Source organism: Chryseobacterium sp. ERMR1:04 (genome assembly GCF_001297705.1).
Lineage (GTDB): Bacteria > Bacteroidota > Bacteroidia > Flavobacteriales > Weeksellaceae > Chryseobacterium.
In genome coordinates, this window is the sequence record NZ_LIRF01000004.1 from 584,119 (window position 1) to 607,495 (window position 23,377).

General features: G+C 34.4%; 20 protein-coding genes. 9 read left to right on the top strand and 11 right to left on the bottom strand.

Features of this window, described 5'->3' with window-relative positions:
• Nucleotides 1–23 precede the first annotated feature (23 nt).
• A complete protein-coding gene (locus tag AMQ68_RS10105; RefSeq protein WP_054510502.1) occupies nucleotides 24–557 on the top strand; it encodes a thioredoxin fold domain-containing protein in 534 nt (177 codons plus the stop codon).
• Between the two features lie 138 nt (nucleotides 558–695).
• Nucleotides 696–2,780, top strand: a complete 2,085-nt coding sequence (gene recG, locus AMQ68_RS10110; RefSeq protein WP_054510503.1) for an ATP-dependent DNA helicase RecG — start codon at nucleotides 696–698, stop codon at nucleotides 2,778–2,780.
• 617 nt (nucleotides 2,781–3,397) lie between these two features.
• Here recG and AMQ68_RS10115 read toward each other — a convergent pair.
• The 4 genes from AMQ68_RS10115 to dapA form a co-directional block, all read right to left on the bottom strand.
• Nucleotides 3,398–3,844: a response regulator gene (locus AMQ68_RS10115; protein ID WP_054510504.1), complete on the bottom strand. Its 447-nt coding sequence runs from the start codon at nucleotides 3,842–3,844 to the stop codon at nucleotides 3,398–3,400.
• Nucleotides 3,837–4,418, bottom strand: coding sequence for an AraC family transcriptional regulator (locus AMQ68_RS10120; protein ID WP_054510505.1), 582 nt, complete (start codon nucleotides 4,416–4,418; stop codon nucleotides 3,837–3,839). The genes AMQ68_RS10115 and AMQ68_RS10120 overlap by 8 nt, the downstream gene beginning before the upstream one ends.
• A gap of 295 nt (nucleotides 4,419–4,713) precedes the next feature.
• Entirely contained in the window at nucleotides 4,714–5,217 is a 504-nt protein-coding gene (locus tag AMQ68_RS10125) for a GNAT family N-acetyltransferase (RefSeq protein WP_054510506.1), read from the bottom strand.
• 359 nt (nucleotides 5,218–5,576) lie between these two features.
• Nucleotides 5,577–6,449: a 4-hydroxy-tetrahydrodipicolinate synthase gene (gene dapA, locus AMQ68_RS10130; RefSeq protein ID WP_054510507.1), complete on the bottom strand. Its 873-nt coding sequence runs from the start codon at nucleotides 6,447–6,449 to the stop codon at nucleotides 5,577–5,579.
• 107 nt (nucleotides 6,450–6,556) lie between these two features.
• On the opposite strand from dapA, the gene AMQ68_RS10135 reads away from it, so the two are divergent.
• Genes AMQ68_RS10135 through recO form a run of 4 tightly spaced genes read left to right on the top strand, consistent with a single transcriptional unit; the run spans nucleotide 6,557 to nucleotide 11,199 of the window.
• Nucleotides 6,557–7,312: a 5'-nucleotidase C-terminal domain-containing protein gene (locus tag AMQ68_RS10135; protein ID WP_054510508.1), complete on the top strand. Its 756-nt coding sequence runs from the start codon at nucleotides 6,557–6,559 to the stop codon at nucleotides 7,310–7,312.
• Nucleotides 7,312–8,262: a bifunctional UDP-sugar hydrolase/5'-nucleotidase gene (locus AMQ68_RS10140; RefSeq protein ID WP_054510509.1), complete on the top strand. Its 951-nt coding sequence runs from the start codon at nucleotides 7,312–7,314 to the stop codon at nucleotides 8,260–8,262. Before AMQ68_RS10135 ends, AMQ68_RS10140 begins: the two co-directional genes overlap by 1 nt.
• A 1-nt stretch (nucleotide 8,263) precedes the next feature.
• Nucleotides 8,264–10,513: a hypothetical protein gene (locus tag AMQ68_RS10145; RefSeq protein ID WP_071254754.1), complete on the top strand. Its 2,250-nt coding sequence runs from the start codon at nucleotides 8,264–8,266 to the stop codon at nucleotides 10,511–10,513.
• On the top strand, nucleotides 10,513–11,199 hold the full coding sequence (gene recO, locus AMQ68_RS10150) for a DNA repair protein RecO (protein ID WP_054510510.1): 687 nt from the start codon (nucleotides 10,513–10,515) through the stop codon (nucleotides 11,197–11,199). The genes AMQ68_RS10145 and recO overlap by 1 nt, the downstream gene beginning before the upstream one ends.
• A 169-nt stretch (nucleotides 11,200–11,368) precedes the next feature.
• On the opposite strand, the gene AMQ68_RS10155 is transcribed toward recO, so the two are convergent.
• The 4 genes from AMQ68_RS10155 to AMQ68_RS10170 all read right to left on the bottom strand — a co-directional run bounded on the left by AMQ68_RS10155 (nucleotide 11,369) and on the right by AMQ68_RS10170 (nucleotide 16,350).
• Nucleotides 11,369–14,023 (bottom strand): glucosidase, encoded by a 2,655-nt coding sequence (locus tag AMQ68_RS10155; protein WP_123905659.1) that lies wholly within the window; start codon nucleotides 14,021–14,023, stop codon nucleotides 11,369–11,371.
• A 344-nt stretch (nucleotides 14,024–14,367) separates the two neighbouring features.
• Nucleotides 14,368–15,177, bottom strand: a complete 810-nt coding sequence (locus tag AMQ68_RS10160; protein WP_054510511.1) for a glucose 1-dehydrogenase — start codon at nucleotides 15,175–15,177, stop codon at nucleotides 14,368–14,370.
• Nucleotides 15,178–15,250: 73 nt separating this feature from the next.
• Nucleotides 15,251–15,724 carry an N-acetyltransferase gene (locus tag AMQ68_RS10165; RefSeq protein ID WP_054510512.1) on the bottom strand — a complete coding sequence of 158 codons (474 nt, stop codon included), beginning with the start codon at nucleotides 15,722–15,724 and terminating at the stop codon, nucleotides 15,251–15,253.
• A gap of 8 nt (nucleotides 15,725–15,732) precedes the next feature.
• Nucleotides 15,733–16,350 (bottom strand): DUF1684 domain-containing protein, encoded by a 618-nt coding sequence (locus tag AMQ68_RS10170; protein WP_054510513.1) that lies wholly within the window; start codon nucleotides 16,348–16,350, stop codon nucleotides 15,733–15,735.
• Nucleotides 16,351–16,535: 185 nt separating this feature from the next.
• On the opposite strand from AMQ68_RS10170, the gene AMQ68_RS10175 reads away from it, so the two are divergent.
• Nucleotides 16,536–18,107 carry a GMC oxidoreductase gene (locus AMQ68_RS10175; RefSeq protein ID WP_054510514.1) on the top strand — a complete coding sequence of 524 codons (1,572 nt, stop codon included), beginning with the start codon at nucleotides 16,536–16,538 and terminating at the stop codon, nucleotides 18,105–18,107.
• A 1-nt stretch (nucleotide 18,108) separates the two neighbouring features.
• On the opposite strand, the gene AMQ68_RS10180 is transcribed toward AMQ68_RS10175, so the two are convergent.
• The 3 genes from AMQ68_RS10180 to mqo all read right to left on the bottom strand — a co-directional run bounded on the left by AMQ68_RS10180 (nucleotide 18,109) and on the right by mqo (nucleotide 20,975).
• On the bottom strand, nucleotides 18,109–18,972 hold the full coding sequence (locus AMQ68_RS10180; RefSeq protein ID WP_054510515.1) for an AadS family aminoglycoside 6-adenylyltransferase: 864 nt from the start codon (nucleotides 18,970–18,972) through the stop codon (nucleotides 18,109–18,111).
• Nucleotides 18,972–19,373: a hypothetical protein gene (locus AMQ68_RS10185; protein ID WP_054510516.1), complete on the bottom strand. Its 402-nt coding sequence runs from the start codon at nucleotides 19,371–19,373 to the stop codon at nucleotides 18,972–18,974. The genes AMQ68_RS10180 and AMQ68_RS10185 overlap by 1 nt, the downstream gene beginning before the upstream one ends.
• Before the next feature lie 96 nt (nucleotides 19,374–19,469).
• A complete protein-coding gene (gene mqo, locus AMQ68_RS10190; RefSeq protein WP_054510517.1) occupies nucleotides 19,470–20,975 on the bottom strand; it encodes a malate dehydrogenase (quinone) in 1,506 nt (501 codons plus the stop codon).
• A gap of 457 nt (nucleotides 20,976–21,432) precedes the next feature.
• Here mqo and AMQ68_RS10195 point away from each other — a divergent pair, with 457 nt between their 5' ends.
• Nucleotides 21,433–22,539, top strand: coding sequence for a hypothetical protein (locus tag AMQ68_RS10195; protein WP_054510518.1), 1,107 nt, complete (start codon nucleotides 21,433–21,435; stop codon nucleotides 22,537–22,539).
• A gap of 10 nt (nucleotides 22,540–22,549) precedes the next feature.
• Entirely contained in the window at nucleotides 22,550–23,371 is an 822-nt protein-coding gene (locus AMQ68_RS10200) for a hypothetical protein (protein ID WP_054510519.1), read from the top strand.
• Nucleotides 23,372–23,377 lie beyond the last annotated feature (6 nt).

The window sequence follows — 23,377 nt, forward strand, 5'->3', positions numbered from 1 at the left end:
TTTTATTATTCAAATACCAAATTATGAAGAAAATTATAAGCATACTATTTATATTTATAGCAAGTTTTAGCTTTGCTCAGGTAAAATGGATGACCATTGAAGAGGCTTTAAAGGCTCAAAAAGCAAATCCAAAAAAAATATTGATCGATTTTTATGCAGATTGGTGTGCTCCATGTAAAATAATGGACAAGAAAACATACGGTCATCAGGTGATTGCAGATATTTTAAATGAAAATTATTATCCGGTAAAGTTTAATGCTGAGGAAAAAAAATCTATTGAAATATTTGACAGAACCTTTTCAAATCCTAATACAGAACAGAAAAAAGGAAAAAATTCATTACACGAATTCACTCAGTATCTTAATGTAGCAGCGGTTCCAAGTACTGTTTTTCTGGATGAAAAAGGAGGACCCATTACCATTCTTCAAGGAGAACTATCGGCAAAAGAGCTAGAACCTTATTTAGAATTAATTTCAAAAGATTTATATAAAAAAATCCGTACCCGAGAACAATGGGAAGATTATCAGAAGAAATTTAAATCTAAAATAAAAGATTAACTGGTTATTTGGGTTTCGAGCCCAAAAAATCTATATAAAGAAATCAGACTTTCAATTTTTTGTTGGAAGTCTTTTTTATTTTCCCGAAATTCGAGACTTTATTTTAAATTTAAAACTACCCTCGGATCTCAGATAAAAATGACGCTAGAAACATCCATTGAATACGTAAAAGGAATTGGTCCTGATAAAGCTAAACTCATTAAAAATGTGTTGGGAATTTCTACGGTGGAAGATTTTCTTACCTTCTATCCTACTCGTTATCTTGATAAAAGCAAGGTATATAAAATTGCCAATCTTCAGGAAAGCACGATTGAGATTCAGTTAAAAGGAAAGATTACGCATGTTCAGGAAATTCAGACCGGGAAAGTAAAAAGACTTTCTGCAAAATTCAATGATGAAACCGGGATGATGGATCTTGTGTGGTTTCAATATTCAAAATGGATGGTAGAGCAACTTCCCATCAACCGTGATATCTATATTTTTGGAAAGATCAATTTTTTCAATAATCAATATTCAATGCCCCATCCGGAAATCGAAATTGATGAGAAAAAAGAAAGCGAGAATCGTTTAAGTCCTATTTATCCAAGTTCAGAAAAACTGACTAAAAGAGGATTGCATCAAAAATTCTTTCAGGGCGTATTAAGAAATATCTGTAAAGAAATTCCTAGTCTTATTCAGGAAAATCTTCCGGATTATATGATCAGTTCTTTTAAGTTTATGTCTAGACAACATACGTATCTAAATATTCATTTCCCGAAAGATTTAGATCATTTTGAAAAGGCAAACAACAGATTGAAATTTGAAGAATCATTCTTTTTTCAATTAGGATTTGGTTTAAAAAAGCTTCATCATAAAACACAATCTCACGGTAATCCGTTTCCTGTCGTTGGAGATTATTTTACTAATTTTTATGAAAACAATCTTCCTTTTGAACTTACCAATGCTCAGAAAAGAGTATTAAAGGAAATTCGGATGGATATGAAAAGGCCTATCCAAATGAATAGGCTGCTACAAGGAGATGTAGGTTCCGGCAAAACAATGGTTGCTCTATTAACGATGCTGATTGCAATGGATAATGGTTTTCAAAGCTGTCTTATGGCACCAACTGAAATTTTAGCACAGCAGCATTTTAACGGAATTAAAGATTTATTGACAGAAACAGGCATCAATGTTCGTATTCTGACAGGATCATCCAAAGTATCTGAAAGAAAAATTATTCATCAGGAATTAGAAAATGGTGAACTTTCTATTTTAATAGGAACGCATGCTGTTTTGGAAGACAAGGTTAAATTTAAAAATCTTGGATTAGCGATTATTGATGAGCAACATCGATTTGGAGTGGCACAAAGGGCTAAACTTTGGGCTAAAAATAAAATCCCACCACATATTCTGGTGATGACCGCTACGCCTATTCCAAGGACATTGGCAATGAGTTTTTATTCTGATCTTGATGTTTCTGTGATCGATGAAATGCCTGTTGGAAGAAAACCCATTATTACAGCCCATAGACGCGAAAAAGATAGAGATTATGTTTACAATTTCTGTAGAGATGAGATCAAAAAAGGAAGACAGGTGTACTTTGTATATCCATTAATTGATGAATCTGAGACGCTGGATTATAAAAACTTAATGGAAGGCCTTGAGCATGTGATGAATTCTTTCCCGGATTATAAGGTCTCTATGCTTCATGGTAAAATGAAACCTGCTGAAAAAGATGCAGCGATGAATTATTTCGCTTCAGGAGAAGCAGAAATTATGGTGGCTACAACGGTAATTGAAGTTGGGGTGAATGTTCCGAATGCTTCGGTAATGGTTATTGAGAGTTCAGAAAGGTTTGGATTGTCTCAACTTCACCAATTGCGTGGTCGTGTGGGTCGTGGAGCTGAGCAAAGCTACTGTATACTCATGACTTCAGAAAAACTATCCAAAGAAAGCAGAACCCGCATCAAGACCATGACCGAAACCAATGATGGCTTTAAAATTTCTGAGGTAGATATGCAATTGCGAGGTCCCGGAGATATTTTAGGAACGCAACAAAGTGGTGTATTAGATTTTAAAAGGCTAGATCTTGTAAATGATGCTGCGATTATAAAAACTACAAAAAAATCGGTAGAAAAAATTCTGGAAACCGATCCTTTATTATCAAAACCCGAAAATTTGGTGATCAAGAACTATTATATCAGGTACTATAAAGGTAAAAATAAGTGGAGTAAAATTTCATAAAAAAACCGCGAGAAGAAATAATCTTTACGCGGCCCCCTTATAAAACTGTTATTTAGAAGAAATTACTTTTGGTCGTTTTAAAAAATTTACTTTAATAGCTATAAACTTTAATATCTTGTGATTTGGTGTGAAAATATTTATACTATTACTTGAAGTATTTTTTATAGCCACAGCTATTAAAATAAATTTAAAAAAACAAAATGAATTATGTTTCCAATTTGCTTATTATAAAAACTAACTGTTTTTCGATTAAGGAAAGTATAAAATGAAACGAATATTTCCTTAACCTACTATGAGTTTTCATGATTGTACCGTTTTGTTTAAAGATCTTCTACGCTTTATAAAATTGGAAATTGATATAATTCATTTTGTTTTAACTAACATTGTGATTTATATAATCTAAGTTTCTAGGTGAAACAATTATCTCTCATTCATTTATTGCTTTTTATATAGCTAATTTGTGTTGCTCATTTACTTCTACAAAAGTGGTAATATGTTAAGGAAAAACTTTTATATCATTTTAATTATTAGTTATAAAATTTTCACCTTTGTGTGAATATTATGTAATAAATACTATATTTTTCCGTTGTAGATAAATTTTAAAAACTTATTATCCATCACACTTTCATAATAAAATTATCTCTATTAAGACCGGAGGTATAATATTGCCAGTTTATTGTGATCACTTCAGAAAGCACTTTTTTCATAGCCGTGTAATCTTCTTTCTTTTTAATAAAAACATTGGCTCCGTTTACAAAGACATCCTCAATTTCACTTTCAGATAAATTTTCAGCATAAACGGCTGTCACCATATTATCAAACCTAAAATCAGTTTTAATCTCCGAGAGACATTCTAAACTGTTTTTTATCGAGATATTATAATTCATAAACAATATCTCTGGGACAAGAGCTTCCTGACTATTCAGATACTCCATAAGATTCCCTCCGTTACCAAAACTCTGAATCTTAACCCCTATTTTTAATTCTTTAAGAATCTTTTTAAAAACAATACGGTTTCCTTCGTCATCATCTACCAATATTACACTCAGGTATTCTCTATTCATATTGAACTCTGGTATTCATGATCATACTTTGTGCTTTTCTTCTCTTGATAATAATTTTTTGAAACTGAGAAGGCGTAACTCCTGTCATATTTTTAAACTGTGTACTCAAATGGGCCACACTAGAATAATTAAGCTTAAGAGCAATCTCTGTAAGACTTTGCTTATTGCTAATGATCAACTCTTTTGCGTACTCAATCTTTTGCAGCATAATGAAGTTTTCTATAGAAGTATAGGTCACCTCAGAAAAGAGGTTAGACAAATATCCATAGCTATGATTCAGTTTTTCTGCTATATAAATAGACGCTTTTACTTGTATCGTTTCTTCAGAAAAAACCAACTCTACAATAGCATCTTTTATTTTTTGTATCAAAGCCGTTCTTTGGCTTTCAATAATTTCAATACCGTAATCTTCAAGATTTTTCTTGAAAATAGAATGCTGCTCCTGAGTCAGGGATTCATAAAATTCAACCTCCCCAAAATTCAGCAAACGATACTTCAAACCATGCTCTTTAAGTTTTTCATCCAAAATCTTCTTACAAAGAGCATTGAAATCAAATTTTACATACATTTTCATCTCAGTATAATTGTGCTAATATTTCAGTAAATATAATACTTTATTTCAATTAAAAGTGAATTAGAGTAATAAATTTGCTAATTTTTGTTAAAACGCAAAAAACTCCTGTATTGTTGAATACAGGAATTTAAACACTAAGGATGAAAAAAAATATACTGATAATAGCTAAAAAAGCTTAAAACCAAGCATATGAATGTATTATTGTAATGTGATTTGGTTCTGATACAAAGATGATTCAAATACCAACATCACCTGTTATAGAATTACTATTTAATATTACACAATTTTAAGTCAATTATTTGTGAATTATTAACTCCATTAAATAATCATCCATGAAAAAATTATTCCCAATATCAAAAACGCCTTCATCGTATACATTATAACCTTGAGATTCATAGAATTTTTTCGCAGAATTGTATTTATTCACATTCAGAATTACCCTCTTATTTCCCTTCTCAGAAACTTCTTTATTTAAAAATCGTAACGTTTCTTTCCCAAATCCTTTTCCTTTACTTTCAGGAGCTAAATAAATACGATGAAGTTTTGTAGTATTCAATTCATAGCCGATTTCGTAGCCTAGAAATCCTTCAAATGAACCTGTACGATCATCCTGAATTAAATAATAATGATAATCAGGATTCTTCATCTGGTGGGAAATCTCTTCCTGAGAATACATTGTACTGAGCATATACTCCATCTGTTCTTTAGAAAGAATTTCTGCATATGCATTTTCCCAAGATCTTCTTGCCAAATCCTGAATCAAAGGGATATCGTTTTCTGTAGCTTTTATAAATTTCATTATTTTAAGGTTTAATATATTAAGTCTTTTTAAACTAATTTTAAATTTAACCGCAAAAGAGGCAAAATATTTTTAGCACTTAAGTTTATTTCAAGTTAAATTCTTTGCATCTAGAAGAACACTTAAGTTTTTTAAAAATCTTTGATTTTTACCTTTCTTGTGAACTTTTGTTTTCTAATAAAGAGCAGCAATATCCAAATACCTTTTGTGGTTAAATAAAAAGTTGAAACAAGTTTATCTTAAAATAGGGTTTGCAAAAACTCTAATAGAAAAATAAAAAAGGTGAAAAGTTTTAAACTTCTCACCTTAATATGTTTATTGCAACTTTAAAATGTTACGGGAAAATTCACCATTCATTTTTAAATGTTTGCCATTTCAGCTTTAATCTTTGCATACAATCCTTCTGAAGCAGGAACAAGAGGAAGTCTTAAATAATTTTTAATAATTCCTTTTTCTGTCAAAATCACTTTAATTCCGCAAGGGTTACCTTCAGCAAAAATCAATCTTGTGATATCCACTAATTTATTATGAATCTCATAAGCCTCTTTTACCTTACCTTCAAAAGCCAACTGCACCATAGTTGAAAACTCCTTTGGATATCCTTGTCCAATTACAGAGATTACACCGTCACCACCTGCTAAAGTTACAGGAAGTGTATATTCATCATCACCAGAAACTAAAGAAAATCCTTCAGGTTTCTTTCTCAGAATATCAAAATACTGAAGAATGTTTGGAGACGCTTCCTTAATTAAGAATAAATTCGGGAATTCTTTCGCCAAACGTAAAGTTGTTTCTGCCTCTACATTTTGTCCTGTTCTTGACGGAACATTATAAATAATGATATTCTTTCCTGTAGAAGCTAATGCTTTATAATGCTGATAAAGCCCTTCCTGATTAGGTTTGTTATAATACGGAGACACAGACAATACCGCTTCAAAAGCAGAAAGATCTGTTTCTTCAATTTGTTTTTTAACTTCAAGCGTATTATTTCCACCAATTCCCAATACCAAAGGCAAGCGTTTACTGTTCACCTTAATGATATGATCTACCACCTGTTTCTTCTCCTCATCAGAAAGCGTTGCCGCCTCCGCTGTAGTTCCCAAAACAACTAAATAACTGGTTCCGTTCTCGATATTATATTCAACAAGTTTCGTTAAACTATCGAAGTCAACGGATAAATCTTCATTAAAGGGTGTTACCAAAGCTACACCTACTCCTTTTAAAATACTCATCTGTTAAAATTATTTTCGTCAAATTTAATAATTTAGACCAAGAATTTATAATAAATAATAATGTTTTATTATACATATAATTATATTTGCATATACTAAAAGAAATTATGAAAAATAAATTCTTATTACTGGGAATTGCTCTGGCTACACTTACTGCTTGTAAAACAACTTTGTTACAAGTTGCGAACGTGCAGACACAGAAAAATATTTCTATTAATAACGAGCTAAAGAATGACGAGGAGTTTGTAAAAATTATTGAACCTTATAAGCAAAAATTGGACAAAGAGATGAATCAAAAGATCTCTCATACCAATACAGACCTTACCAAACAGGGAGACAATAGCAATTTGGGAAATCTTTTAGCAGACTACACATTCGATGGAGCAGACGAATGGGCAAAGACTCATCTTAAAAAAAATGTAGATGCCGCTTTGATTAATATCGGAGGAATCCGTACAACGATCGGGAAAGGCGATATTTTATTGAAAAATGTGTTTGAAGTAATGCCTTTCGAAAATGAAGTAATCATTGTTAAAATAAAAGGAATCGATCTTCCAGGACTTTTTGAATATTATGCAAAAACTCAGGTGAACAATCCGGTTTCTCATTTATACATTGAAACAAACAACGGACAATTAACCAAGTCTTTAATCAATGGGAAAGCGATAAACCCAACTCAGGATTATTACATCGCAACATCTGATTATCTGGCTTTGGGAGGCGACAACATGAAATTCTTCGGAAAAGGAGAATCCATCCCGACAGGAATTAAATTAAGAGATCTTTTCGTTGATTTTTTCAAGAAAAACTCTGAAGTGGTTCCTAATACAGACGTTCGTTTAAATTTTATTGGTAAGAAGTAATGGATAGAAAAAAGTTTTTAAAAGCAATAGGTGGCGGAACTCTAGCAATGGCTTTAGCTCCGAATATGATGATGGCGGAAGAATTAAAAATTCTTGATTTAAAATCTGCAAATAAACTCACGATTCTTCATACCAATGATCAACACAGCAGAATAGAACCTTTTGATGCAAGCTATACCAAAAACCCAAATCAGGGAGGTTTTGCAAGAAGGGCAAGCTTAATACAACAAATCAGAAATCAGGAAAGTAATGTTTTACTGCTTGATTCAGGTGATATTTTTCAGGGAACTCCTTATTTCAACTTCTTCGGAGGCGAATTGGAGTTTAAATTAATGTCCATGATGAAGTATGATGCTTCAACCATGGGAAATCATGATTTTGATAATAGTTTAGATGGATTTTTAAAGGTATTACCTAATGCGAAATTCCCTTTTATCTGTTCAAATTATGATTTTAAAAATACGATTCTTGACGGAAAGACTTCTCAATATAAGATTTTCAACAAAAACGGAATTAAAGTTGGGATCTTCGGAGTAGGAATTCAGTTGGATGGATTGGTTGGCAAAAAGCAATATGGTGAAACGGTATATTCCGATCCGGTAGATGTTGCTCAACATTATTCAAATTTCCTTAAAAACGAACAAAAATGTGATCTTGTGATTTGCCTATCGCATATCGGTTACGATTACAAAGACGAACCTGATAAAATAAGTGATAAAATTCTGGCAGCCAAAACTGAAAACATTGACATTATTTTAGGCGGTCATACCCATACATTCTTGCCGGAGCCTCAAACTTTCACTAACAGACAGGGCAAAAAAGTTTTGGTTAACCAAGTGGGTTGGGCAGGTCTTCTTTTAGGTAGAATTGATTTCTTTTTTGACACTAACAAAAACGTACAACATATTTCTTGGAATAATCAGGCAATAGATAGCTCTATAATAGCATAATATGAAAAAACTCTCTATAATTTCTCTTGGTATTTTAGCATCCCTACAACTCGTACATGCTCAAACTATTTCTTCAAAAAAATGGACAGATTTATTCTCCTATAACAACGTTATAGCCATGAAAGAAGATAACGGAAAAATAGTTGCAGCCGCAGAAAACGGACTTTTCTACTATACAATTTCCACAGGAGAAATTACCAAGCTGTCTAAAGCAAACGGCTTGCATGAGGTGAAAATAACAGCTTTCGATTATAATCCGCAAACTAAAATAGGACTTATAGGGTATCAAAACGGATCTTTAGATGTGGTAACACCCAATGGAGTGACCTACGTGGTAGATATTCCTATTGCTACAGGTTATAATGGAAGTAAAAAAATCAATCATATTTCTATTACAGGAGATCAGGCAGTGGTTTCTGTAGGATATGGAGTTTCTATTTTCGATTTAAAGAAAAAAGAATTTAAAGATTCTGCATTCTTTTTGAATGGTGGAGTTTATCAAGCGAGTAATGAAGCAGTGATATTTGGGAACAAAGTATATTCTGTAACCAATACAGGATTAAAAACCCATGAACTGAATACGACTTTCCCTGTATTTACAACTTGGGCAACAGAAATGCCAGGGAATTTCACTCATATAGATTCAGAATCCGTACTTACATTTTCATCACCTACTACTTCTTACATTTATAACAATGGTGTATCTACGCCTATTGGACAGACCTTTACAAACGTTCATGATGTAGTTGTAAACTCAAATAACATCATTGTAACAGATCAGGCGAGAGTATATACTTTTAATACAAGTGGAACTGCGGGTAGTGCTTCAAGCTTTGGTGAAGAATGTAATACCGCCACGACCGTTGGCGGAAAAGTATATGGAGGGACAATATTATCTGGCATAAAAAATGATGCAAATAATACTTTTAAACCTGATGGTCCTTATAAAAATACATCGTATAAAATTTCACTTTTAAATGATCAGGTATGGGTTTCTACAGGAGGTAAAGAAGCATATAACGATCCACCACCAGGTAGGAATATTGGGTATTATCATTTTGATGGTAGCAAATGGATCTATCCAGATTATTTCATTAATAATCCTATTACTTTCAATATTCTGGACGTTGCCCCGAATCCATCAAATCCTAGTGAAGTATATTTCACAAACCTTATCTATAATCAAGGTCAAAAAGGTATTTATAAAATGGAGAATGATGTTTTTAAAAAAGTATATAAAAATAATGATCCCAGTGATCCTTTAGAAAATCGTATTACAGGACTTACCTTTGATAAAGACAATCAATTATTTGTAGCTGTAACAGCAATAAAGACAGGTTCTGCAAACACTGGATATTATTTTTACAATAAATCATCTGATGATTTCACTCTTGTTCCAATAATTAATGCTGGAGGCTCACAAAAACCATTTACAAAAGACGGTATTATCTATATTCCTTCACCTTTTTTTGATCCAGGAGGATTAATTATGAAGGAGTATGGTAATAACCCCACCTCTACATCTACCCCACTAAAATTTATCAACAAAAGTAATAATCTACCCAATGGTGGTACAGTCTCCGCTACAATAGATAAGGACGACAATGTCTGGATTGGTACCAGAACTGGATTAAGAATTCTTTCTAACCCAAAATCTGCGATCACTGAAACTTCTCCGCAGACTGAAGCTATTGTAATAGAACAAAATGGCATTGCAGAAGAGCTATTTAGAGATAATACTATTTTACAAATTGAAGTAGATGGCGGAAATCACAAATGGGTTTCTGTAGACGGCGGTGGTATATATTATCTATCATCTAATGGTGAACAGGTAATAAAACGTTTTACAAAAGAAAATTCTCCACTACCCACAAATAGTGTTACAGATATTAAAGTTGATAACAAAACCGGAAAGGTTTACTTCGTTACTCTTGACGGAATTGTTACTTACCAAAGTGATGTAGCAGATGTTACCTCAAATTTCGGTAACGTATTGGTATATCCAAATCCTGTGGTCTATTCAAACTTTAAAGGAAAAGTTACGATAAAAGGGTTAGCAGAAAAAACAAATATAAGAATTGCAGATGTTGCAGGAAATGTAGTGCATTCAGCTGTTGCCAGAGGTGGGTATTATGAATGGGATCTTAACAATATGAAAGGAGCTAGAGTCGCTTCTGGGATTTATTTTGTACTCATGACCAACGAAGATGGTTCTGATAAAGCTACTGCAAAAATAGCCGTCGTTAATTAATGAATTCTCAAAACGGATTTCTACTTTCATTTATAAAATATGGCGAAAATGATGCTGTTTTGCATTGTTTTACCGAAGATGAAGGCTTTCAGACCTATTTCTTAAAAGGTGTTTATACCAAAAGAAATAAAAAGAAAGCTTTGCTTCTGCCTTTACACCAGCTTAACTTTTCTGTTAATATAGCCAGAGGCAATGGCATTCAGTCGGTCTCTAAGTTTGAACTGATTAAGAACAATGATATCTACACTGATATTAAAGCCAATACCGTTATATTTTTCATTTCAGATTTTCTCAATCAGGTGTTAAGAAATGAAAATAAAAATCCTGCTATTTTCTTCTGTATTGACGAATTTATGGATGAATTAACGCAACGGAATTATCAGTCTCATTTGATATTTCTAATTAAAATTCTAAAGATTCAAGGGGTTGCCCCTCTAATCGATGAAGGAAAATATTTAGATCCCGAAACAGGAACGTTCTCTTTTACATCAAGCCATCAGCTTTTTACAGAGGATGTTTCATTGATATGGAAAAGCATTATTTCATCAGAAAATCCGTATCAGATAAAAATTCCTCAATTCATTAGAAAAAGTTTCTTAGACAGTCTTTTAGTCTATTATCATTATCATATTACAGATTTTAAAACACCCACTTCCTTAGAAGTTATTCAACAGATATTTGAATAAAAACAAACGATTTTCTATATTCATCTAGTTTGTCATCCGTAGGAATCTAAACTCATTTTGTAGAAATTAAACTGTGAAAATCATTGTTGAGATTCCTACGGAATGACAAAGATTGTGTTAAATTTTATAGCTTATTATTTACTATACATCTCTTTGTTACATCCTTTTATCATTTCGCTTCCTCGGGCATTTCCGTTTCAGATTCTGCGATTTCTTTTTTGGTAAATCTTGGTTGAAGGATTTTTGCAATTAAGCCCGTCCAGCCTGTTTGATGGGAAGCTCCTACTCCACGGCCATTATCACCATGAAAATATTCATAAAATAAAATATAATCTTTAAAATCGGGATCGGTTTGAAACCTTGGATATTGTCCGTTAGCTGGGCGATTTCCATTTTCATCTTTTAAAAATATCTTGGATAGCCTTTTGCTTAAAGCATCTGCAATCTGATCCAAATTCGAATAATTTCCACTTCCTGTAGGATATTCAACCATAAAATCCGGACTGTAGTAAAAGAAAAACCGTTGAAGACTTTCAATAATTAAAAAATTAATCGGAAACCAAATCGGGCCGCGCCAATTGCTGTTTCCACCAAAAAGTCCGCTATCACTTTCTGCGGGAGTATATTTTACAGAATAATCTATTCCGTTTAAATTCAATTCGTATGGATTTTTTTCATATTCTTTCGACAGCGCACGAACTCCATACTCACTTAAAAACTGATTAGGATCTAGCATTCTGCTCAACAGTCTTTTCAAACGATGACCTCTCAAAAGTGAAAGTAAATGTTTAGAATCCTGTCCCTTAACTTCCCAACGGGAAACCAAAGATGCCAATTCAGGTTTATTTTCAAGAACCCATTTCATTCTTTTCTTGAAATTGGGCAGATTTTCAATCATCTCATCATCAATCACCTCAACGGCAAACATCGGTATCAAACCAACAATCGTTCTCATTCGAAGATACATATGATTTCCGTCACTGGAAGAAATCGCATCGTAGAAAAACTCATCCTGCTCATCCCAAAGGCTAAAACATTCATCTCCCATATTGTCAAGAGAATTGGCAATAGAAAGGAAATGTTCAAAAAACTTCATCGCCATTTCCTCATATACATTGTTGTATTGAGCCAATTCCAACGCTATTCTCATCATATTTAGAGCAAACATGGCCATCCAGCTTGTTCCGTCAGACTGTTCAAGCTGTTCACCGTTTGGAAGTGCCGTGTTGCGATCAAAAACGCCAATATTATCAAGTCCTAAAAAGCCACCTTCGAAAATATTATTTCCATTGTGGTCCTTCTTATTTACCCACCAAGTGAAATTCATCAACAATTTTTGAAAAGCACTTTCCAGAAATTCCAGATCGGGTTTATTCTTAAAATATTCATCAATTTTAAAAACTCTGAAAACCGCCCATGCATGAACCGGAGGATTCACATCACTGAAATTCCATTCATACGCCGGAAGTTGTCCGTTTGGATGCATATACCATTCAAAAAGGAACAGCTTTAACTGTTGCTTAGCAAAATCAGGATCAATCAACGAAAAACTGATGGTGTGAAATGCGAGATCCCAAGTGGCATACCAAGGATATTCCCATTTATCGGGCATGGAAATAATATGCTCATTATTGAGATGCTGCCATTCATAATTTCTGATTTTCGCGCGTGATTTTGGCGGTTTCATTTCTGCGGGATCTCCTTTTAACCACTTTTCAACATTATAATGGTAAAACATTTTATTCCAAAGCATTCCTGCAAAAGCCTGTCTTTGGACTAACTTTTCATCCTCAGTTTTTATTCCTTCCTGAATATCCGCATAAAATTCGTCGGTTTCTTTTTTCCTTAAAGTAAAAACCTCATCAAAATCCTCAAAAGGCTGTTTTAACGCTTTATCTGAAAGTCTAAATTCAAAAATTTTGGTTTCTTTCGCCTTGAAATTTTCATCAATCAAAAAAGAAGCTTTGGTTCCAATATCTTTTGGATTGATTGCTTCTGAATTTCCATTGACTACAAAATCATTGATGCCATCTTTACAATATTCTGAATTATTGGGAGACTGATAAAGCTTTTCATTATTGGTTTCATTATCACAAAACAAAGTTTTTAATGACTGCTTTGCATACATGTTTTTAATTTCCAAGTCTTTATGATCAATTGTAATAGAAGTTGATTCCTCGGAACTTAGTTGAGGTTTATAATCATCATATCCCCAATTCCATGTATTTCTGAACCAAATCGTAGGAAGAATAAGTAAAGGAAATTCTTTTTCAGCCTTATTAACAACCGTAAGCCTAACTAAAATATCATTCTCGCTTTCTTTAGCGTATTCTATGAAAATATCGAAGTATTCGTTTTGGTCAAAAATTCCGGTGTCAATTAATTCGTATTCCGTTTCTTCTTTGCTTCTTGCTGCATTTGTTTGTAACAAATCTTCGTAGGGAAAAGCATTCTGAGGATATTTATACAACATCTTCATATAAGAATGGGTGGGCGTAGCATCCAGATAATAAAAATATTCTTTCACATCTTCTCCGTGATTTCCTTCGCCATTTGTTAGGCCAAAGAAACGTTCCTTTACCATTTTATCTTTCTTATTCCAAAATCCTACGGAAAAAACGAGCTTCTGCATATCGTCACAGATTCCACAAATCCCTTCTTCCCCCCATCGGTACGCTTTTGCTTCGGCGGTATTATGAGTTGTGTAATTCCATGCGTCGCCATCTGCGCTGTAATCTTCACGAACCAATCCCCATTCTCTGTTGCTTACATAAGAACCCCATTTTTTCCATGAAATGCCTGATAGTCTTTCTTTTTCCTTCATAATTTTATAAATATCTAAAAACTGATAATTGAGAGAAAAAACCTTATAGGTTTGAATGTATAAACCTTTGTCATACACTTTTCTACAGAGTTTGTCATTCCGTAGGAATCTCAGCTGAGCTTTTAATTACTATGTTTAGATTCCTCCGGAATGACAAACTGGATCATGATTTTTTAATTGGCAAACGCAGTTGATTCACCATTGACATTCAAGCGACGATTGTTTCTACTTTAGCTACCATGCGCCCCGGATTGAACGGCCTGTCTGAGCTCTTTTTGTAAGCTTCGGAAAATGCGAGGGCACAAAAAAGCGAGTAGTGAAAGCCGGAAATGTGCGCCCAAAAATTATCCTCCTGTAGAAAAACTTTCAAAAGTGGTCATTCCACCGTCTACAAAAACGCTGGTTCCTGTGATATAATCTGCAAGGTCACTCGCTAAAAAAGCAGCCAAATTTCCGATATCCTGTGGTTGGCCGATTCTGTTGTATGGAATTAAATTAAGTAAAGAATCTAAGGCTTCCGGAGTGCTCCATGCATCTTTATTGATCGGAGTTTGAATAGCTCCCGGACAAATAGAATTAACACGGATTTTATTGGCCCCGTATTCCTGAGCTAGCGTCTGCATCAACATTCTGATCGCCCCTTTGCTCGAAGCATAATTGGCATGCCCAGCCCAAGGAATAATCTCATGAACCGAACTGATATGAATGATTTTTCCACAAGCGATAGAACGTGTAGGATCAATTCCGCGGCGAAGAAATTCTTTGATCGCTTCTCTTGCGCAAAGAAACTGACCTGTTAAGTTGACCCCAATTACAGCATTCCACTGATCAAGCGTCATTTCTGTGAATTTTGAATCTTTCTGAATTCCAGCATTGTTCACTAAAATATCAACCGTTCCGAATTCTGAAACTACATCCTGAAACATTTTTACCACCTGATCTTCCTTAGAAACATCACATTGATAGGTAATTCCTTTTCCTCCTGCATCGGTAATTTCTTGTAAAACGGCTTTGGCCTCGTCCGCAGATCTTTCTGAAGAGTGATTGACAATGATGGTGGCTCCTGCTGAAGCCAATGATTTTGCTATTCCTGTTCCTATTCCGCTTGAAGCTCCGGTAACGACTGCTACCTGATTACGAAGTGATATTTCCATGTTTTATTATTTGATGTTACTCAAAGTTAATGGAAAGAATCAAGACCACTGAATATTTAAATTTAAAGTTTTCTTAAATTTTTTTGTACATCAAACGCTGCGGGCCACTCCTCCCCATTCTTGTTTTGCCATCGAATTGATATCCTACTTTGATATAAAGGTCGTACGCAGAAGTATTGTTTTCGTTCACGGCTAATACAATTTCGTCGCAGTTTTTGAAGTTCTCTCTTACAAAATCATCAATTTGAATCATTGAAGCTTTTCCTATTCCTTTACCTTGTAATTTTGGATTGATTGATAAGGATCTCAACAACGTGGAATTCGGATTATCGGTAAGGTCAAGTTTATCTTCTCCAAAATCTAATATAAAAAAACCTGCCGCTTTTTCATCCTCAAAAATGGTTATGGGAAATTCTAAATTGGTGTTCCGTTCTTTTATTCTATTGAGCGCAAATTCTGCGGTAGATGTATATCTTAACTGGATCTCATCTAATGTATAACTGACTTCAGAAAGATCTTCCCGCTTGAAAAAATGTAAATTGATCATATCTAATTTTAATGATGATAAATATCTTCATACATTACCCCAGCACGAATCTCCACCGGAAGCTTGTTTTCTTCAGGAACAATCGGACAGTTATAGTCATACGCATTATAAGCACAAAACGGCTGGTATGATTTATTAAAATCCAGAACAATGGTATTTCCTTTTGGAATCGTTAGGTCCATATATTTTCCACCACCATACGTTTCTTTTTCATTGGTCAGATCTCGGAAAGGCAGGAAAAGATAATCCTTGTATTTTTTTTGCTTTATTAAATCTAAACTTTGATATAAGGTTAAAGTATACGATTTCCCCTCTAGGGTAAAAGTTGCCTTCCCATATTCTTTATACGATTTTGTTTTCCCGGAAGAAGTTGGAAGATCAAACGGTTTTGCATCCTTTGTTTTGGTAAAATTGGCGGTTACTCTATATTTCAAATCAAATGGAAAGAAAGGATGCCCTTTAAAATTGGTAAAATTATCTCCACGTAAAGGCGTTTCCTTCGCATTAAGATATTCTGCATTCAGTTCTTCCTGAAATTTCTTGACTTCCATGACTTCCTTTGAAACCATCTTTTGAGAAAATACAAAGAAGGGTAACATCAGGAAGAGTATAATATATTTCTTCATTATCTTTTTTAAAGTTTAAAACTATGAATTTTCCTTTTTATAGAAGTTAAAATTAAACTAAAAAAATGGCAATTTAATTTTAACAAAAGTAAATATTCAACAAGAAATCGAATATTTATTAAATCTTTCTAACAAATTAGGAAAACATTCTGATTTCCTAGCATGCTTTTTGGAAAACAAACAGCATGAATAGGAAAGAATTTTTAAAATCCAGCGCTCTGGCCATTGGAGGATTTTATTTTTTACACTCAAACTTGCTTCAGGCCATGCAACCTCAGCTCCGAGATCAAAAAGAGATTGATGCGCCCATCATTATTATTGGTTCAGGATACGGAGGTGCTGTTTCTGCATTGCGTTTATGCGAGGCCGGCAAAAAAGTAATTATGCTGGAAATGGGACTTAATTGGGGAAAATCAAACCTACCCTATTCAAACTTATTAAAACCCGGACAAAGCTCTGCTTGGTTAAAAACAAAATCAATCGCTCCCTTCCTTAATATTTTTTCATTAAAACCTTTTACAGGCGTGCTAGACAGGCTTGATTTCGAACATATCAATATTTGGATAGGAAGAGGTGTTGGCGGTGGTTCACTGGTTAATGGCGGTATGGCGGTAACTCCAAAAGAAAGTTATTTCAAAGAAATTTTTCCTGATCTTGATGCTCAAAAATTCTATAGTTTCTATTTTCCTCTCGCCAGAAAAGAACTTAAAGTAAACGTAATTGATGAACAATTTTTACAGGATTGTCCGTTTTATAAATTTACGAGAGTAGGTGAAGGTGAAGCTCATAAAGCAGGTTTTAAAACAATGAGAGTTCCGAATGTGTATGATTTCGATTATATGGAAAAGGAATATAAAAATGAAGTTCCACGATCTGCCTTCAACACAGAGGTCATTTACGGGAATAATCACGGGAAAAACAGTCTCGACAAAACCTATCTTCAAAAAGCTTTAGATACAGGAAATCTTGAAATTCTGGATCTTCATAGTGTAGATATTATTAAATTAAATAACGATAAAACATATACGCTGAATGTTCAACAAATTGATACCGCAGGAAAAACCGTTGCCGATAAAGTATTTCATTGTAAAAAACTGATTCTTGCCGCAGGAACCATGGGAACCTTAAAGCTATTGCTTCATTCTCATGCAGTAAATAATTTTCCTATTAACGAAAGCATTGGCAAAAACTGGGGAAACAACGGAAACTTTATGACAGGAAGAAACTGGGTAAAACCTTTATCCGGTGGAACGGGAGCTAAACAATCTACCATCCCTGTTGGCGGTGTTGATAACTGGGACGATCCCGACCATCCTTTTTTCGCAGAAATTGCCCCTTTACCTATGGGAATGGATGTTGCCACGGCTCTTTATTTACAGATCAACAGAGTAGATAAAAAAGGTTCGGTTTCTTATAGCAACAATCAGCTTACGATAGACTGGGATGAAAGCAACACAAAAAAGATGAGAGAAAACGCCGATTATTTCATTAAAAAGATGAATAAAGCCAATGGCGGAACACGAGCGCATCTTCTGTTTAATAATGGTTTTGGAGCTAACATTTGTTATCATCCATTAGGTGGCTGTGTGTTGGGAGAAGCTACCAATGCATTTGGAAAATTAAAGAATCACGACAATCTTTTTGTTTTAGACGGTTCATTGATTCCGGGGACTATTGGGGTAAATCCTTTTGTTACTATTACGGCAATAACGGAATATTGTATGGATAACTTAATGAAGCAAAATGAGTTTGCCTAAATCATGACTGAGATCTAACCTCATTAAGATATTTCCTGATATTATTTTCTACCTCTATTGGATAAGTAGAGTTAATTTTTGCAGCCAAATCAGTTCCTAATTCATGAATAAGATCTGCATACGCAAACAAAGCAATCCAGTTTTGCTCTATATCGCTTCCTGAAAAAGTAGCTTCTACTTTTTCCCATAGCTCAGGAGATAAATATTTCTTGAAAAGTCTTCCGTGTTTATTGGTGGTGATATTCCATCCATTTTTGCTGGCGATATACCATTCTAGTAAAGGAACCAGATAATCTGTTCGGATCACATTTTCAGACATAAATTTTGCATAGAAAATTTCGTCCCGTTTAAGACATTTTGCAACGTATGTTGTATCCCACCAAAAATCATTGATCAATTGTTGAAACCTTTGTTCACTCGGTTTTTGAATCATGATCGATTGATATGTCGCAGGTTTCATATCTTGGGTTAAATGATCTTTATCTACCAAAACTTTATACCCAACATCCCAATCTTCGGGAAGAGTTTCAGCTTGTATTTCTTTTAAAAATTCGGATTTTTGATATAATTTGAAATCCACTTTTACGTGATCTTCATATAAAACCATTTTCATAGCGTGTTTCCCATCGAAAAAAGTTTCATCTTCTTCTATCATTGAAATGGGCTTTCCAAAAGTATTGATCCAAGTTTTATCAGATTCATACACTTTCATATCATTAAAAACCAACTCAATATCGAGATCACTTAAATCATCAACGGGAGCATAAGGATTAACTAAAGAACTCGTTAATAAAACAGCTCTTACATCGGGATTTTCTTCTGCCCAATGAATAATCTGTTCCAATTTTTCATCCCTTATTTTCATCAATAGGATTCTGAAATTTTAACACGGTAAACGTCTAACGAATTTCTTTTAATCGATTCTACTACAAAACCTCCTTCTTCGGGAATCACTTCTCTCAGATCAAAGCTTCTGCAATCTCTCGGAAGTCCTGAGAATATTAAGGTAAACCAAAAATCTTTCATAAAAGGAACTACCGTCCAGTTTGGAGATATCGTGATATTTTCTGCGTGAATCAGTTTACTTTTATGATCCGAATTATTATCAAAAAGATAGGTTGAGTTCCAAATTCTGATCAAATTACCCAAAAATGGAGATGCAGGAAAACAACAATGCACAATCACCTGCTTCTCTTCTTCTATTTTCGTCTGAAGAGATTCAAGGAGTTCTTTTGCAATAATCGGCTTTACAAGTGTATCTGACATTTTTTTTATGATGAATAATTAGTAATGGGCAATAAGTAATGACTAACCGCAAAATTAATCATTTATTACTCATTGCCCATTGCTTATTATTGATGTTTAATATTCTAATTCTAATTTCTCTTTAGAATAATTTCTTACTTTTTCGGTAAGCTCAGGGTTTCCGGCTAACCTCTGTCCATACGAAGGAATCATTTCTAATAATTTTTCTTTCCATTCTCCGTTAAGTTTTTCGGGGAAACATTTTTCAAGAACATTCAACATCGCATACGCTGCGGTGGATGCTCCGGGAGACGCTCCTAATAATGAAGCGATGGTTCCGCTTTTATTGACAACCACCTCGGTTCCGAATTCTAACTTACCTCCGTCTTTTTCATCTTTTTTGATCACCTGAACCCTTTGTCCAGCCACTTTCAATTCCCAATCTGCTTCGTTGGCATCTTTCACAAATTCCCTTAAATGCTGTATTCTCTGAGCCTTGGTCATCGCAACCTGCTGAATAAGATATTTCGTTAAAGGAATATTGTGCCACCACGCTCCGAATAATGATCTGATATTTTTAGTATTAACACTTTCCGGAAGATCAAGATAACTTCCTTCTTTCAGGAATTTGGTTGAGAAACCAGCAAATGGCCCAAAAAGCAATGCTTTTTTACCGTCTATTATTCTTAAATCTAAGTGAGGAACCGACATTGGTGGCGCATCTACTGTAGCTTGAGTATATACTTTTGCCTGATGCTTTTCTACCAATTCCGGATTATGTGTTACCAACCATTCTCCCGAAACAGGGAAACCTCCGTACCCTGCACTTTCTTTAATATCTGAACTATCCAATAACGGAAGCGCATATCCTCCGGCTCCGATAAATACAAAATCTGCAACCACTTCCTGTTTGTGATTATGAATTCTGTCTTTCACCTTCATTTCCCATTCTCCATTTTCTCTAGGGTTGATATCTTTCACTTCGTGGTAAAGGAAAACCTCAACATTAGAATCTTCCAATAAGTGTCTTCCCATTTTTCTGGTTAAAGAACCAAAATTCACATCTGTTCCCAAATCCATTTTGGTAGCAGCCATTATTTCAGACTCGTTTCTTTTGCTCATTACCAAAGGAATCCATTCTTTTAGTTTAGCATGATCTGTAGAAAATTCCATTCCGTGGAACAGAACAGATTCCGACATTTTATCATGACGTTTTCTTAAATATTCAGCATCTTTTTCACCGAATACCAAACTCATGTGTGGGCAAGAATTGATAAAATCTTTTGGCTCCTGAATATATCCTTTGTTTAATAAATAAGACCAAAACTGTTTGGAAATCTCAAACTGTTCTGCAATGCTTTCGGCCTTGGAAATATCTATTGTTCCGTCTGCTTTTTCAGGTGTATAATTAAGCTCACAAAAAGCGGAGTGACCTGTTCCTGCATTATTCCAGGCTGCAGTGCTTTCTTTAGCAAACCTGCCCAGCCTTTCAAAGATTGCGATCTCCAAATTGGGATCAAACTCATGTAATAATGTAGCTAAAGTGGCACTCATAATTCCGCCACCTATTAGTACAACGTCGTATTTTGGTTTCGGCGTTCTGCTCGTAAGCGATTGTGACATAATTCTAAATTTTATATCAAATTTCGGGAAAAGTTTTAAGAATAAGGACTGCTTTAACGATTTTAACAGGTTAATTTTTAGACAAATTTAAAATATTAATTATTCGAAAAATATGATGGAAATTATCTATCCTATCCGATTGGAATGATAAATTTAATTCATAAAAAAATCACTATAACATGATTTAATTCACCTACAAGAATTAAGTTCACTTAAGTTCGTTATTTAGAACAAATCAACGATAATCATTTTATACATAAAAATTACACACAAAAAAGAAACAAAAATAAAATACACCAATGAAAATGAAATAAAAAATTACGAAATACGCAATAAATATTATTTAAAAATATAAATAGGAAAGTTGTATGTTATTTTTTTTGCGTAATCTTATGTAATATTTAATTCACATTAAATTAATATTTCGTTAAAAATATTTCGTTAAAAAATAATACAAATGAAAACCATTAACCTGATTAGCGTATTTCTCGCAACAACGGCAATAGCCCAAAGCGGAGGTGTAGGGATTAATACAGCTACCCCAGATCCCAGTGCAATTTTGCATATCGAAAATTTCAAAGGAATACCCGCCACTGCCACTGCTACCATATCTGGAGGTGCCGTAACGGGTGTTACTGTAACAAATGGTGGAAACGGATATACTTCAGTTCCCACGGTTAACTTCTATGGAGGAGGATCTATCGTGAATGGAGGTACAAAAGCCAGAGCCACTGCTATTGTCTCAGGAGGTGTAGTTACAGGAGTTACGCTTAATAATGGAGGAACCGGCTATACCAGCATTCCTACTATTGCCGTTACTGGCGGCAATAAAGGCCTTTTGCTTCCAAGCCTGAATATCGTCAACCTTAACAGTACAACTACCCCAGTAGCCTCGCCCGCCAATGGGCTTATGGGATACAACGGAGCGGTTAACGGTAATAGTAATGCTCTGTATTTTTTCAACAGTACAACAAACCAATGGCAAGGGAGCATAGACGCTGAAGATACCCCAAAAGTAGCCTATCTGGATTTTACAGGTTCTGTATCCCTATTGGACAATGCCGCTGCTGGTGCTAATGAACTATTGGTCGTAAATCCTCCAGCCATTTCAGGTGTTTCAAATATTATGGGCTTTAAAGTGGTATTAAATACATTATCAGGCGGCTATTCTTTGATTCTTCCTCAGGGAAATTATCTCGTAGAAGTAAACCTTAATCTGAATTCTCCACAGGAAATCCCTGCCGGACAAGGAGGAACAGCGCCTCTTACAGGCAGCACGTATTATCTGATGGGATATTTTATAGATTTTTACAATGATACTTTTAACAATTCTACCAATACATTTATAGGCGGAGTCAGAACCAGAAAAGAAGTTCCTATTGTTTCGAAGGTTAGTACCAATCACCTAGCAACATGGTCTTATTATTATAATGTTCCTACAGATTCGAATGCGAATATCATAGGAGGATTAAGACTGAGACTGGGAAGAATGCAAAATAGTACATTTTATGACCTCGTTAATGTAATGCCTGCAGGATCTTATATTAAAATTTCTAAACTTTAAACACCATACTATGAAAAGAATGTATATCCTGCTATTTTTATCAATAGCCCATATTATATTTGCGCAAGTTGCTATAGGTACTACTACCATTAACAGCTCTGCCGCTTTACAGGTTTCGGAATTCAACAACAAAGGGGTTCTTCTTCCGAGAGTAGATATTATAGATATATTAAGCAGCATAAGTCCTGTAGCTAACCCTGCAGATGGACTTCTGGTATATAATAAAGGAAACACCATCAGTCCGGGACTCTATCAATGGAAAGATAGCCACTGGAATCAGATTTCAGATTCGTATAACCTGGTAAGCTACATGATCCTTCAGAGATCAATTGATTATGCAGTATTGGGAGGTTCTGCAAACGGTACTTTTAAAAATTTTAATGATGCTGCCTTTACAGTTATTTCTAATGATATCGGAGCTTCTTACAACCCCACTTCCGGTGTTATTACCCTTCCCGGAGACAGCGGATATCTGGTAAATGTATGTTTGGATATTAAAACCAACCTTGAAAGTGCAACATTAGGAATTTCAAATAGTGCTCTTCACCTGCACCAATATCTGGTAAAACTTATAGATCCTGTAAGTGGAACACAGTACGGAAAAACAATCAGTCTCAATGCTCAGTCTATTGCCAGCAACAAGACCCATACTTTGAATCTTAGTTTTTCTTTTGTAACAAGTTCAGCGACTCCCATTACCCTTCTTCCTTCGATTGCGCATGACGCAGGAGGAACTTACCAGTTAGGAGCAGGAGGAATTGCACCTAATAACGGAGAGATCATTATTACCAATGCAAAACTTGACATTCAGCGTTCTGCTCTTAATCAATAACATAAA

Coding starts and splice junctions, on each gene's coding strand:
- AMQ68_RS10145 (WP_071254754.1), top strand. CDS start 8,264: ATGAAAAAACTCTCTATAATTTCTCTTGGTATTTTAGCATCCCTACAA.
- AMQ68_RS10155 (WP_123905659.1), bottom strand. CDS start 14,023: ATGAAGGAAAAAGAAAGACTATCAGGCATTTCATGGAAAAAATGGGGT.
- AMQ68_RS10165 (WP_054510512.1), bottom strand. CDS start 15,724: ATGATCAATTTACATTTTTTCAAGCGGGAAGATCTTTCTGAAGTCAGT.
- AMQ68_RS10135 (WP_054510508.1), top strand. CDS start 6,557: ATGAAAAATAAATTCTTATTACTGGGAATTGCTCTGGCTACACTTACT.
- AMQ68_RS10170 (WP_054510513.1), bottom strand. CDS start 16,350: ATGAAGAAATATATTATACTCTTCCTGATGTTACCCTTCTTTGTATTT.
- AMQ68_RS10125 (WP_054510506.1), bottom strand. CDS start 5,217: ATGAAATTTATAAAAGCTACAGAAAACGATATCCCTTTGATTCAGGAT.
- AMQ68_RS10195 (WP_054510518.1), top strand. CDS start 21,433: ATGAAAACCATTAACCTGATTAGCGTATTTCTCGCAACAACGGCAATA.
- dapA (WP_054510507.1), bottom strand. CDS start 6,449: ATGAGTATTTTAAAAGGAGTAGGTGTAGCTTTGGTAACACCCTTTAAT.
- AMQ68_RS10115 (WP_054510504.1), bottom strand. CDS start 3,844: ATGAATAGAGAATACCTGAGTGTAATATTGGTAGATGATGACGAAGGA.
- recO (WP_054510510.1), top strand. CDS start 10,513: ATGAATTCTCAAAACGGATTTCTACTTTCATTTATAAAATATGGCGAA.
- AMQ68_RS10180 (WP_054510515.1), bottom strand. CDS start 18,972: ATGAAAATAAGGGATGAAAAATTGGAACAGATTATTCATTGGGCAGAA.
- AMQ68_RS10185 (WP_054510516.1), bottom strand. CDS start 19,373: ATGTCAGATACACTTGTAAAGCCGATTATTGCAAAAGAACTCCTTGAA.
- AMQ68_RS10140 (WP_054510509.1), top strand. CDS start 7,312: ATGGATAGAAAAAAGTTTTTAAAAGCAATAGGTGGCGGAACTCTAGCA.
- mqo (WP_054510517.1), bottom strand. CDS start 20,975: ATGTCACAATCGCTTACGAGCAGAACGCCGAAACCAAAATACGACGTT.
- AMQ68_RS10160 (WP_054510511.1), bottom strand. CDS start 15,177: ATGGAAATATCACTTCGTAATCAGGTAGCAGTCGTTACCGGAGCTTCA.
- AMQ68_RS10175 (WP_054510514.1), top strand. CDS start 16,536: ATGAATAGGAAAGAATTTTTAAAATCCAGCGCTCTGGCCATTGGAGGA.
- recG (WP_054510503.1), top strand. CDS start 696: ATGACGCTAGAAACATCCATTGAATACGTAAAAGGAATTGGTCCTGAT.
- AMQ68_RS10120 (WP_054510505.1), bottom strand. CDS start 4,418: ATGAAAATGTATGTAAAATTTGATTTCAATGCTCTTTGTAAGAAGATT.
- AMQ68_RS10105 (WP_054510502.1), top strand. CDS start 24: ATGAAGAAAATTATAAGCATACTATTTATATTTATAGCAAGTTTTAGC.
- AMQ68_RS10200 (WP_054510519.1), top strand. CDS start 22,550: ATGAAAAGAATGTATATCCTGCTATTTTTATCAATAGCCCATATTATA.